This is a genomic window from Streptomyces sp. NPDC091387, assembly GCF_044756945.1.
GTDB lineage: Bacteria > Actinomycetota > Actinomycetes > Streptomycetales > Streptomycetaceae > Streptomyces.
The window spans coordinates 18,890-29,262 of sequence record NZ_JBIVTZ010000034.1 but is presented as its reverse complement, the minus strand read 5'-3'; the positions used below and the strand labels follow the sequence as shown (position 1 = coordinate 29,262).

The 10,373-nt window shown below is 67.1% G+C and carries 14 protein-coding genes; 3 read left to right on the top strand and 11 right to left on the bottom strand.

The annotated features are described in order from the left end of the window. Positions 1-114 precede the first annotated feature (114 nt). The 7 genes from ACIQM0_RS38280 to ACIQM0_RS38250 all read right to left on the bottom strand — a co-directional run bounded on the left by ACIQM0_RS38280 (position 115) and on the right by ACIQM0_RS38250 (position 4,156). Entirely contained in the window at positions 115-309 is a 195-nt protein-coding gene (locus ACIQM0_RS38280; protein ID WP_266412424.1) for an FxLD family lanthipeptide, read from the bottom strand. Between the two features lie 59 nt (positions 310-368). Further along, positions 369-1,604, bottom strand: coding sequence for a methyltransferase, FxLD system (fxlM, locus tag ACIQM0_RS38275; protein WP_401295617.1), 1,236 nt, complete (start codon positions 1,602-1,604; stop codon positions 369-371). A gap of 194 nt (positions 1,605-1,798) precedes the next feature. Further along, entirely contained in the window at positions 1,799-2,371 is a 573-nt protein-coding gene (locus tag ACIQM0_RS38270) for a hypothetical protein (protein WP_401295615.1), read from the bottom strand. A gap of 89 nt (positions 2,372-2,460) precedes the next feature. Further along, positions 2,461-2,673, bottom strand: a complete 213-nt coding sequence (locus ACIQM0_RS38265) for a DUF5999 family protein (protein ID WP_266796420.1) — start codon at positions 2,671-2,673, stop codon at positions 2,461-2,463. A gap of 44 nt (positions 2,674-2,717) precedes the next feature. After that, positions 2,718-3,158 carry a DUF6302 family protein gene (locus ACIQM0_RS38260; RefSeq protein WP_401295613.1) on the bottom strand — a complete coding sequence of 147 codons (441 nt, stop codon included), beginning with the start codon at positions 3,156-3,158 and terminating at the stop codon, positions 2,718-2,720. 32 nt (positions 3,159-3,190) lie between these two features. Next, positions 3,191-3,643: a DUF6415 family natural product biosynthesis protein gene (locus tag ACIQM0_RS38255; protein ID WP_401295611.1), complete on the bottom strand. Its 453-nt coding sequence runs from the start codon at positions 3,641-3,643 to the stop codon at positions 3,191-3,193. A gap of 39 nt (positions 3,644-3,682) precedes the next feature. Further along, positions 3,683-4,156 carry an ATP-binding protein gene (locus tag ACIQM0_RS38250; RefSeq protein ID WP_401295609.1) on the bottom strand — a complete coding sequence of 158 codons (474 nt, stop codon included), beginning with the start codon at positions 4,154-4,156 and terminating at the stop codon, positions 3,683-3,685. Between the two features lie 175 nt (positions 4,157-4,331). On the opposite strand from ACIQM0_RS38250, the gene ACIQM0_RS38245 reads away from it, so the two are divergent. Continuing rightward, positions 4,332-5,723, top strand: coding sequence for a helix-turn-helix domain-containing protein (locus tag ACIQM0_RS38245; RefSeq protein WP_401295607.1), 1,392 nt, complete (start codon positions 4,332-4,334; stop codon positions 5,721-5,723). Next, positions 5,720-6,607, top strand: a complete 888-nt coding sequence (locus tag ACIQM0_RS38240) for a phosphotransferase family protein (RefSeq protein WP_401295605.1) — start codon at positions 5,720-5,722, stop codon at positions 6,605-6,607. Before ACIQM0_RS38245 ends, ACIQM0_RS38240 begins: the two co-directional genes overlap by 4 nt. Before the next feature lie 123 nt (positions 6,608-6,730). Here the strand turns inward: ACIQM0_RS38240 and ACIQM0_RS38235 are convergent, their stop codons facing one another. The 4 genes from ACIQM0_RS38235 to ACIQM0_RS38220 form a co-directional block, all read right to left on the bottom strand. Beyond that, positions 6,731-7,315, bottom strand: coding sequence for a phosphatase PAP2 family protein (locus ACIQM0_RS38235; protein WP_401295604.1), 585 nt, complete (start codon positions 7,313-7,315; stop codon positions 6,731-6,733). Beyond that, complete coding sequence (locus ACIQM0_RS38230) at positions 7,312-8,484, bottom strand: MAB_1171c family putative transporter (RefSeq protein ID WP_401295602.1); 1,173 nt, start codon at positions 8,482-8,484, stop codon at positions 7,312-7,314. Before ACIQM0_RS38230 ends, ACIQM0_RS38235 begins: the two co-directional genes overlap by 4 nt. A gap of 4 nt (positions 8,485-8,488) precedes the next feature. Next, positions 8,489-8,722 carry a hypothetical protein gene (locus ACIQM0_RS38225; protein WP_326662822.1) on the bottom strand — a complete coding sequence of 78 codons (234 nt, stop codon included), beginning with the start codon at positions 8,720-8,722 and terminating at the stop codon, positions 8,489-8,491. Positions 8,723-9,216: 494 nt separating this feature from the next. Next, on the bottom strand, positions 9,217-9,645 hold the full coding sequence (locus ACIQM0_RS38220) for a helix-turn-helix domain-containing protein (RefSeq protein ID WP_266412440.1): 429 nt from the start codon (positions 9,643-9,645) through the stop codon (positions 9,217-9,219). 403 nt (positions 9,646-10,048) lie between these two features. Here ACIQM0_RS38220 and ACIQM0_RS38215 point away from each other — a divergent pair, with 403 nt between their 5' ends. Beyond that, complete coding sequence (locus ACIQM0_RS38215; protein ID WP_401295599.1) at positions 10,049-10,372, top strand: transcriptional regulator; 324 nt, start codon at positions 10,049-10,051, stop codon at positions 10,370-10,372. Position 10,373: the final 1 nt, after the last annotated feature.

Here is a 10,373-nt window from a genome sequence, read left to right as displayed (position 1 = left end):
GCGCCCCCCGGGGGGCCCGCCCCGGGGGGGGGGGGGGGGGGGGGGGGGGGGGGCGGGGGGGGGGGGGGGGGGGCGCCGGGGGCCCCCCGCCCCACCGGCGAGGGACGGCCTGGATCAGGCCGGGTCCTCGGTGAAGGAGCCGCATGCGGAGGCGCCGGTCGCGCAGGTACTGCCACAGCCGTCGCCCGTGGAGCACATGAGCTTGCCGTACGCGTGCTCGGCGATGATGACCTTCACATCCAGGGGCGCGAAGTCGTCGTCGTCCAGGCCTGCCAGCGGGGCGGGCGGGGCCAGAGTGGCGCTCGTCATGATGTGCCTTCCTCTTGTGCGGATGGTTCGGATGGTGCGGGACTACCTGGCTCCCGGTGTTACGCCGAGGGCCAGGAGAGCGAGATCCGACTGTGCACCTTGTCGATGACCCGGTCGGCCGGGATCTGGTCATCGGGGGTGCTGGCCGGATAGACCCGGATGACCGGGCTGGGGCCGCCGCGCCGGTTGGCCTCCCAGTCGCGCAGCACGCCGGCGATCTTGTCGGCGAACTGCTGCGCGTTCGGGCCGAGGGCGTGCACGCCGTACTCGATGTGCTTGTTGTCCTGGGTGCGGCGGGTGACGAGATAGGCGAACGTGTCGTCCTCGACGGCAGAGAGGGCGAACCGCCTGTTCACGGGGGTGACCAGGCCTGTGTCCAGGTCTTCGTCGACGGCCATCGTGCAAAAGCCCGGCAGGCTGATCGCCATCGCCATCTGGAGGGTGTCGATGAGTTCCTGGAGACGAACGGTGACGCCGGTCCACAGTTCGTGGCGCGGTGTGGTGACGGCGTTGTCCAGCCGGTGCGGGTCGGCCGGCAGGCCGTCATCGAACTTGAGCCCGATCTCCGGAGTGCCGTTGACCAGAAGGAGTTCTTCCCGGTGGGCGGTAGAGCCCTGAATCGGTACGAAGCCGCAGATCCGCGCCGAATCGCTCTCCAGGTAGGCGCCGTGCTCGCCCGTGACCTGGGTGAAGGCGACCGACCGGGTCAATCCCCGCATCCGCAACGGCACCACGAGCCGGCCGCCCTGCCTGAGCTGCGCGGTCCAGGCCGGGGAAATGTCCCAGGCTCCGGCGGTCACCATCACGACATCGACCTCACCGAGGCCAGGGATGGGTTCGGCGGCGTCGGTAGTGACGACATGCACGCGGCCGTAGCCGTGCTCGTCCAGGAGCTGGCGCGCACGTCCGGTGACGACGGGGTCGATGTCCACGGCGACGACTTCACCGTCCTCGCCGACGAGTTCGGCGAGGTAGGCCGCGTTCAGCCCACCGGAGCCGATCTCCAGAACCCGCATCCCAGGCTTCACCTGGGCCTGCTCCAGCATCATGGCCTGGATCTGCGGCGCGGAGACGGAGCTGAGCTGCACGCCGTGCTCGTCCGTCTTGGTGATCACGGCGGCGTACGTGTCGTACGCCTTGTCCAGCGGGGTGTTGGGCGTGAACTCGTGCCGGGGCACCTTGCGCATGGCCGCTTCGGTCTCCGGCGAGGAGATGTTGCCGTCCGCGCACAGCTCGTCCACCACCTTGTTCCGCAGGCGGGTCGCCTCGTCGGGCTCGACGGTCGTGTTCGTCATGAACTTCCTTCGGTCGTACGTGTTCGGGGAGATAGGCCGGCACCGCGTGCCGGTGGGATGGGGGCTGCCGGTGAACGGCCTCCTTCTTGTCGGAGCGCTCGCCCAAGGTTGTGGATGGCGCCCGGGGGATTTGGTGCCGGTGGTGAGCCGCCCGGCGGTCCTGTCTGTACCACTCAGGGCCGCCGGGCGGCCGTCTACGTGGCGGGCACAAGATCGTCCAGGTTGACGACCTCGTAGTCCCGCAGCTCGCGTACGAGTTGGCTCGCCAGGAACCAGCCCACCTGGGGATGCCCGTACGGCACGGGCGCATCGTCGTGCTCGGCAGGAAGCGGTTCCAAGCCGAGGGCGGAGAGGCGATACCGGGAACCGACAACACCCCAGACCGACGTCGCCCGCGCACGGAAGGCGACGTGCCCCTTCCGCAGATGCGGACACAATTCGATGGCAGGCCGCACATGCTTAAGACACACCGGCGGCTGCGCCGTCCGCACCGGCTCACCACCCCGGTGGGCCGTGCCCTCCGCAGCTCCGGCCAGGAAGACGTACCCCCGGTCGGTCTCGGCCGAGCAGAACCCGATCTGGCAACGAAGCTGCCGCATGCACGCCAACTGCCGGGCAGGATTGACCAAGCGCCATTGCGGTTTGCCCGCCGGGCTCCCGGAAGCATCGACCGACTGGGAGCACCGCGCCCACAGCTCACCGCGCGGGCCACGGTCGGCCGGTGTCTCGTCGTGATAGGCGAGACGCACGGAGCCGAAGGCGTTCATGCTGAGCGTTAGGTCCGATTCCGGTGCGCCGTACTCGCCCTCCCGTGAGGTGATGTAGGGGACGAGTCCCGACGCTGCGCCGGCCCGCTTCACGACGCTGCCCCCGCCGTGTCGAGAGGAGCGCCGAGGGGCCGGTGCGGGGCGATGACACGGCCGTCAGGGAGAAGTTCCCCGGTGTCCTCGAAGAGAAGCACCCCGTTGCACAGCAGGCTCCAGCCCTGCTCAGGGCGGTGCCTGAGAGGTTGCGCGGCCTCCCTGTCGGGAGCCTCGGCCACGGGGCACGGCGGGTTGTGCGCACACATGGTGCTCGTCCTCTCGGGTGGGAAGTCGGGCCCTCTTCGGCGAACTACAGGGCCGTGGGGGAACACGGAACGGAGATTGCCGAAGAGGGAGTCGTGTGGTGCCGCTGCACGAAGTCGGCGATGGCTGTCTCGCTGTAGCCGTAGAAGCGACCAAGGGCGGTGACGCTGCGGTCGCCCCAGAGCATCGGTGGTTTCTCGCCCCACTCGACAACGGGACCGGTGTCCGGACAGGACGACAACCGCAAGCGAGGGTTGGGGAAGCCGGGCTGCTCAAGGAGAAGGTCACGGACCTTGAGCCCGAAGCAGAAGCACGGCACCGGGTAGTACCCGCCTCGCCGCGTGCCCCCGACGGGGACCGCGAGGAAGGGCATACGCAGGGTGCGCACAGCGACGCTCTTCTCCAAGAGCCAGGTGTCGGAGATGCGCTGCTCGTAGTAGTCGAAGTCGCACGCATCCCGCGGAAGGGCGGCCACCGCGGCAGTCACGGGCGGGTGTCTGACGGCGCTGGGGTTGTGCATCACTCCGCCTCCGTGATGTAGCGGGCTTCGATCAGCTCTTCGACCAGGTCGGAGGTCACGAAGGCCAGGCGACGTGCGAGGCCGACAGCCTGCTGGTGTGCGGCCGGCGTTCGCTCGCCCCTCAAGGGGAGTCCTCGTTCAACGAGCTGGACCATCGCCCGGGTGGGCGGAAACTGCTCGTCCGCGAGGGCGATGTCGCTGAGCTGCTTCAAGTGGCTGCGGAGGCGGTCGATCAAGGCGTCGGTCGTCGTGACCGACGGCAGTTGATTGCCGATTGCCGTGTCGAGGTCGTCGAAGACTTCCTCGACATCGAGCGGACTCCAGTCCTTGATCCGCTCCAGGACGGACCTCAAGCCCTCTGCATCGAGTGGAGGTGTCCACTGCGGGATGCTCGGCTCGTCGGCCGGCGGAGGAACCACGTCGTTCTCCGGAACCAGAGCGGTGAGGGACATCGGAACTCCTGTAGAGGGCCAAGTGCCGGCCGTGAGGGGTTAGAAGTGTTCGGGGGTTTCCGGGGTTCCGATGAAGACCCACACGTCCTTGCCCCTTGGGGTCACGGATACGGACGTGTCGTCGGCCAGGGCCCGTAGCAACAACAGCCCGCGCCCCTCCTCGGCCAGGGGGTCCGGAGACGCGTATACGGGCGGGCAAGGGTCCTGGTCGCGGACGACAGCGGTGACTCCGTCCGGCACCTTCTGGAGGAGCAGGCTGGCCATCCGGTATCCATCGGTGTCCGCCACCGTGTGCTGCAAGACGTTGGTGATCAGTTCGTTCACCACGGTCAGCATGCGGTGCGCAGTGCTGTCGTCGACGCGCCACCAGCAAAGGTGCGCCGCGACGATGCCCCTGACGGTTCTCAGGTCTTCGGCCCGGACTTCGAAATTCATGTCGAGTTGACCGCCCACGCTTCTGGACGTGGCTCGAACAGAAGCGTCCCGATCGCGGGTGCCGATGAGCAGGTCCATCGCTGCTTCCTCCGTTCTGCCAGAACCCCTTCAGCAGGGGTGGGTTGCGGTGTGTACTGGACTGGAACCGGTCAGCAACCATTTAGGCAGAGCGCACCGAGAGCGTGCAGAGCCTGATGCCGACAGATGAGAAGTTCGGCATCAACGACTTCGGGGACAGAACATGCCGCAGCCAATGAAGCAGCTCGATCCGGGCGCCTCCCCCCAGGAGTGGTTCGGCAACGAGCTGCGCAACCTGCGCCTGGAGCACGGGCTGTCGGCCAAGACACTGGGGCGGTTGGTGCAGGTCAGCGACGACATGATCTTGTCGATTGAGAAGGGGAAATACCCAAGCTGCCGGCGAGACGTGGCTCAACGGCTCGATGAAGTCCTCCGTACGGGAGGGCTGTTCGACCGCGCGTGGCCGATGGCCTTCGGTAACCGCGATGCCGACAGAAAGTGCGCTGATGCCGATAAGGCGTCCACGGGAGGGGGGAAGAGGTCCGCTCAGGTGCCGGCAGGCCGCATCCTGGGCGGAGACGAACCGACTCTTCGCCCTGGGAGCCATGAGCCCGTGATTCGACGCTCGTTCCTCCAGCTCGGTGGCCTCGCCGCCATCGCGCCCCTCGACCTCACCGAGATCTTCGCCCCCGCCGAGCTGACTCTCCCGGCGAACGTCAACCCCGGCCACGTCGACCAGGTCCTGGCCGCAGCCACCGCCATCAGCGGCATGGACAACGAGCTGGGCGGCGGCGGCATGGTGCGTGACGTAGCCGGCCGAGCGATGCAGTGGTCGGCCGGCCTCCTCCAGGCCCAGTGCCCTGAGCACCTGCGAACCGAACTGTTCGCCTCTGTGTCGCGACTCGGGATCGTGGTGGGTGCCTCCGCGTTCGACGCCTACCACCACGATGACGCCACCCAGACGTTCCGGTTCGCAGCGGACTGCGCCGAGGAGGCCGGCGACTGGCATCTCCGCGCCAAGACGTACTCGTTCCTCGCCCGGCAGGCCGTATGGATCGGAGCCCCCGACGACGGCCTGACCTACGCCGAGAAGGGACTCGTACGCGCCGACCGGTTGTCCGCGACAGAGCAGGCGATGCTTCACGCGGCACGGGCCAGGGCTTTCGGGAAAATGGGTAACGTGCGCGACACCATGGCGGCCGTCGGCGCCGCGGATGAAGCGTTCGCCCGGGCCCGGCCTGCCGAAGAGGCGCCGTGGATGGCCTATTACGACGAGGCGCAGCACAACGGGGACACAGCCCACGCGCTGTTCGATCTCGCCATCCTCGCCGGACAGGACCCGGGCCGGGCAGCCCGCCGATTCGGCACCGCAGTGAAGGGGCACACCGACGCCTACAAGCGGTCCCGTGCGATCTCGCGCACCAAACTGGCCTCCCTGATCATGGCCAAGGGTGACCCTCGCCAGGCGGCGGCACTCGGCCACGAGGCCCTGGACGAGGTAGGCCGGCTCACCTCCCGCCGCGCTGCCGACGACCTACGACAGCTCGGTCGCTTCGCCGCGAAGCATCAGACGGTCCAAGAGGCTCTCGGGCTGCGTGAGCGGATCGCCGCTACGGTTTCCGCATGACTTCTGCGGCAGCCGCGCCTGCGCGTCACGTCTTGGAGCAGGCATGTTCCGTGGTCGGACTGGAATCTGCCGGGGCGGAACCGCTACGGCTGGCCGAGAACCAGATATGGCGGCTACCGGGCAGGCGGGTGATCGTACGGATATCACGGGCGGGCCAGAGCGCTGCGGCGGCCCGTGAGGTGCGCGTCGCGCGTTGGCTCGCCCGGGAGAACGTCGCGGCTGTTCGCCTGGTCGACGTGGAGCAGCCGGTCGAGGTGGGCGGTAGGCCAGTGACCTTCTGGGTGGAACTCCCGCCGCAGGAGCACGGCTCCGTTCAAGACGTCGCCCAACTCCTTGCACAGCTCCACTCCCTGCCCATGCCGGGCATAGAGCTGGGGTACCTCGATCCCTTCGTCCGGGTCGGCGAACGACTCCAAGCAGCCACGACGATCCGCGACGACGACAGGGAGTGGCTGCATGGACTCCACCGTGACCTCGCAGCGGCCTGGGCCGAGCGGCCGGCCGGCCTACCCGACCGGGCTGTGCACGGCGACGCCTGGCCCGGCAATTTCGTCCGCACGGCCGACGGGGTCCTGATGATGGACCTGGAGCGCTTCTCCGTGGGGCCTCCGGAGTGGGATCTCGTATCCACCGCAGTGCGCGCGAAGACCACGGGCGCGGTCACCATGCGCGAGTACGACCAGTTCTGCGCGACCTACGGCCACGACGTCACGGCGTGGGAGGGCTATCCCGTCCTCGCGCGCGCTCGGGAGCTGCGGATGACGACGTACGCAGCACAGCACGCGGCCGGCAACGAAGAATGGATCAGCCAAGCGCAGTACCGGATCGACTGCCTGCGCGGCCGATCCGGCCCGAGGCCGTGGACGTGGACGGGAATCCTCTGATCAGGATGTTCGCCGACGCGCCGCCAGGGTCAGCTCGGCGGCGAATCGACCCCACGTCAGCGGCGTGATGCCGCACCTCGCACTCGTCGAGTTGTGCAAGCTGGCCCGCTCACCGACACCGCGCTACCTGAGAAGCCCGAACGTCACGGCAGCGGCAACTCCGCCCAGCAGGGCGCCGACGATGGTCTGCGCGACGGTGTGGTCCCGGAGCTGGACACGGGACCATCCGACGGCGGCGACGACAAGGGCGAGGGCGGTCAGGGCCGGCCCGAAGGCGAGCGTCAGGATCGTGGCCACCCCGCCGGCGACGGCGGTGTGCACCGACACCTTCCACCAGACGGTGACCACCATGGTGGCGGCCAGGCCGACGAGCATGGCGATGACCAGGGCGAAGAGCTCACGGGGAGCGTCGAAGACGACCTGGATCAGGATGCCGACGAGCACCGAGATCATGGTCGCCGTGAGTGGGATGGCGCGCTGGGACCGGACTTTGACGTGCTTGTCCGTCCAGGATCCGCGTTTCACACCGAACAAGATGATGGCGATGGGAATGCCACCGCAGAACAACGCGGCGAGGAGTCCCCAAGCCAGCCCTTCGGCGCTTCCCGTGCTGTGCCAGCCGATGATCAGCAGGATGGCTATGACGAGGTAAGCCGGCGCGAGGACTTCGGTGACTATGCGGGCCAGACGGGTTGAAGTGAGCTTCATCCTGAACTCCGGACTGAGGAGAATTCTCGAACAAGTGCTGATTCGTAGGCTGTTGCCAGGTGCCTCAAAGCTTCGACTTCACTGTGAAGGTCCTTACCGCCACTGGCAGGGGCTGTGTGCTCACCCGCGCGGGCGTCGCCGTTTTCCCGCGCCTCCTTGGCGCTGGCGATCCAGCACGCTTCGGCGTATATCTCGGCCTGGGCGCCTATGAGGCCCTTCTCCGCGACGTAACGTGCGGCCTCGGAACGTAGGGCCGGGGAGGCGTGGTCCCCGAGATCCAGAATCGCGTCTCGGATTTCTATCCCCCGTCGATACAGGCGACCGCGTGTGTGGCGGAAAAGAAGAGCATCCGCTCGCCTGCTGCGCGGTGGATCGAGCCGCACTGAAGGGACAGCGGAAGTGAGCTCGAGCCAGAGAGGGTAGAGCCGCGTGAGAGCGAGATGGGCACGGCCCCATCGATGGAGACGGCGAACGACCGGCAAGGTGCTTCCGGCGAGGATGAAGACCAACGCCCCGAACAGGAAGGCGCTGCTGACGGTTTCATCAGTACGCGGGGATATCGGCGTCAAGCCGAAGTAACGAAGGGCCAAGGCCAGTACGCGGTGCCCCGCGTAGACGATCCCCAGCGCCGTCCCCATGCCGGTGATCCGAAGCCCGCGCCCCAGGAGGCCGGCTTCCGGGAGGCGACCCCATCGCCAGCACAGTCGAGTGGCACTGACGAGAGCCGTACCGAGGTAGCCGGACCAGATGACGCCGTAGACGGCGATACGCCAGTCGTCGGCGAAGTCGGTGAGAAGGTCGGTGGCTTCCCCGGGCTGTGGAGCGGCGAAGAACAGCAGGGTCAGACCGACTCCCGCAGCAAGAGGGACGGCGATGCGCGGACGTGATCCGCGGAGCGAGGTGGCCTGCTCCTGTGCCACGTCATACACGAAGGTCAGTACGGCGTAGGCGGCTGTGATGCCTGCCAGGTGCTTGCAGAGGGTCGCTACGTTGTGGATCCCCAACCAGGAATCCAGAGCCGATGAGACGCCGTCCGGACGGATGGTCATGGCTATGGACAGCGCGAAGAACGCCACCCAAAGAGCGCGCTTCGCCGGAACACGCCAGGCGGCCGGCGCGCGCCACACCGTGACGATCCACAGCAGGGCTGCGGGGATGAAGGAAGCCATCAGATCAGGAGTCACTCAGCGCGTCGTCGAGGCGCTGCAGGACGGGGTTGCTTCGGGTCTCGTTCGGGGAGAACAAGTTGGCTTTCCTGGCAAGGAGGTCGGCGAGCTGCTCGGCGGCTCGCTCATCCTCCGTGTTGTAACTGGCCCGCCCGAGCACACTTTTCACGGCTGATGAGTCAACCCGCTTGAAGAGATGCGCCATTCGTTCAACCTGCAACGAAGTGTGTTCCAGCAGCATGTGACTTACTTCGTGGAGGACGATGTGTGTGCGATGAAGCGGGGAAGTCGATTCCTCGTGGAAAATGTGATCGGCCCGCTCCGTGGCGATCCACGCCCCGCAGGGAACTCCGCTGGACGTGATTCCCGGAGTGCTGTGAAGGTATACGGGGCGTCCGCGTTGTGCAGACAGCATCTCGCAGAAAGTCTGTACGTCAAACGGGTCGGGGATCTCTGTCGTGGCGAGCAAGCCCTTGTGCTTCGGGGATTTTGCCGCGCTGCTACCCACCCGACCGAAGTGACTGCGCAGGTTCAACGTGCTGCTCCGGTTCGATGTCATACCGAAGCGTTCTTCGGCCGAATCACGATACGACAGTGATCACGCGCGAATGGGCTGGGGGAATGCAAGGAATGACTGTTGTTGATTGGGTGTCAGTTGATCAAGCTCGAAAATGGTGCATAGTGCATTTTTTCGGCGTCGATCTTCGCAGTGTGGAATCGGCGTGGTGACAACCGTCACGCGTTCGGCTTCGCGGGGTCGTCGTGAAGCCCCTCCAGTGCGCGCGCCCTTTCGATGAATCCACTGATCGTCGAGAGCGTTTCAGTCGACAGGCCGGCGGCGCGTAGGGCTACGGCGCGGACGTCGGCGTCCCGCATGGTCGTCAGGAGGGCCAGCTCGGCTTCGATCTGCTCCGACTCCTTGGCGTCGAAGAAGTACGCCGGAGGTACGCCGAAGAAGGCGGCCAACGCTCTGATCGTTTCCAGCTTCGGGTTGCGGTTGGAGCCGGTCCGGAGCTGCTGAATGGCGCTGGCCGAGATGGATGTCCCCGTGCTCTCCCGGATGCCGGCGGACACCTCGGCGTAGGTGTACGGCCCTCGCCCCTTGGGGTGCATGTCTCTGAAGAGCCGGTCGAGCAGTTCCGCGAACTGCCGCTCTGTGGTCATTCCGGATCCCTTCGCTGCGCGGGTGAGCCCATCCACTTCGGTGGTGCTACGTGTTCGATCGTACCGAATGGCAACACTGTGGTTGACGAAGGTTCGCGATTGCGGTGTATGTTGATCGCGCATCCATCCACTGGAGTGGTGATTGCCTGGTCAGGGCAGGTGTAAGAGGTGGACTTGTAACGAGGCTCACCCTATGGTCCTGGTCCCAGCAGATCGCCTACCCGGCGCTGCGGCAACGAACGAGAGGGAAGAGGCAGGGAAGGAAGAGGGGCCCAGTGCCCGGGAGCTACCAACTCCCGGAGCGCCAGGCCGGCGCCCCAGAGGGGCCGACTCACATCTCGCGGGCGGCGGGCTTTTTCAGGAGAACCACCGCACCGCGCTCCTACGAACAACGGAGTATCGCATGCTCGCCACGCCGAGCGGAATCCCGGCCTGCCCGGAAACCGGCCGCCAGCACCGCCTCGCTGCCCAGCTCACCGACATGATCCCGGGCGCGGTCACCATCCGCGTCAGCCTTACCGACCCGAGCCAGGCCTGGCCGCACCCGCATGCCAGCGCAAGGGGCGAGGCCGGCGAGACGGTGGCGCTCAGCCGGACGACCGCCAGGGTCGCGGCCCGCTGGATCCTGCGGGTCTGGCCGGAGGCGGACTGGACCCGGCCGCACATCCTCGACCTCGCCGACGCGACCCTCATCCGTAGCGACCTCGCGGCCGGCCGGGATCGCTGAC

What these genes read in the sequence shown, in the direction of transcription:
- ACIQM0_RS38240 (WP_401295605.1), top strand. Translation starts at nt 5,720, where the DNA reads ATGACTTCTGCGGCAGCCGCGCCTGCGCGTCACGTCTTGGAGCAGGCA.
- ACIQM0_RS38245 (WP_401295607.1), top strand. Translation starts at nt 4,332, where the DNA reads ATGAAGCAGCTCGATCCGGGCGCCTCCCCCCAGGAGTGGTTCGGCAAC.
- ACIQM0_RS38235 (WP_401295604.1), bottom strand. Translation starts at nt 7,315, where the DNA reads ATGAAGCTCACTTCAACCCGTCTGGCCCGCATAGTCACCGAAGTCCTC.
- ACIQM0_RS38265 (WP_266796420.1), bottom strand. Translation starts at nt 2,673, where the DNA reads ATGTGTGCGCACAACCCGCCGTGCCCCGTGGCCGAGGCTCCCGACAGG.
- ACIQM0_RS38225 (WP_326662822.1), bottom strand. Translation starts at nt 8,722, where the DNA reads ATGCTGCTGGAACACACTTCGTTGCAGGTTGAACGAATGGCGCATCTC.
- ACIQM0_RS38280 (WP_266412424.1), bottom strand. Translation starts at nt 309, where the DNA reads ATGACGAGCGCCACTCTGGCCCCGCCCGCCCCGCTGGCAGGCCTGGAC.
- ACIQM0_RS38250 (WP_401295609.1), bottom strand. Translation starts at nt 4,156, where the DNA reads ATGGACCTGCTCATCGGCACCCGCGATCGGGACGCTTCTGTTCGAGCC.
- fxlM (WP_401295617.1), bottom strand. Translation starts at nt 1,604, where the DNA reads ATGACGAACACGACCGTCGAGCCCGACGAGGCGACCCGCCTGCGGAAC.
- ACIQM0_RS38215 (WP_401295599.1), top strand. Translation starts at nt 10,049, where the DNA reads ATGCTCGCCACGCCGAGCGGAATCCCGGCCTGCCCGGAAACCGGCCGC.
- ACIQM0_RS38255 (WP_401295611.1), bottom strand. Translation starts at nt 3,643, where the DNA reads ATGTCCCTCACCGCTCTGGTTCCGGAGAACGACGTGGTTCCTCCGCCG.
- ACIQM0_RS38270 (WP_401295615.1), bottom strand. Translation starts at nt 2,371, where the DNA reads ATGAACGCCTTCGGCTCCGTGCGTCTCGCCTATCACGACGAGACACCG.
- ACIQM0_RS38230 (WP_401295602.1), bottom strand. Translation starts at nt 8,484, where the DNA reads ATGGCTTCCTTCATCCCCGCAGCCCTGCTGTGGATCGTCACGGTGTGG.
- ACIQM0_RS38220 (WP_266412440.1), bottom strand. Translation starts at nt 9,645, where the DNA reads ATGACCACAGAGCGGCAGTTCGCGGAACTGCTCGACCGGCTCTTCAGA.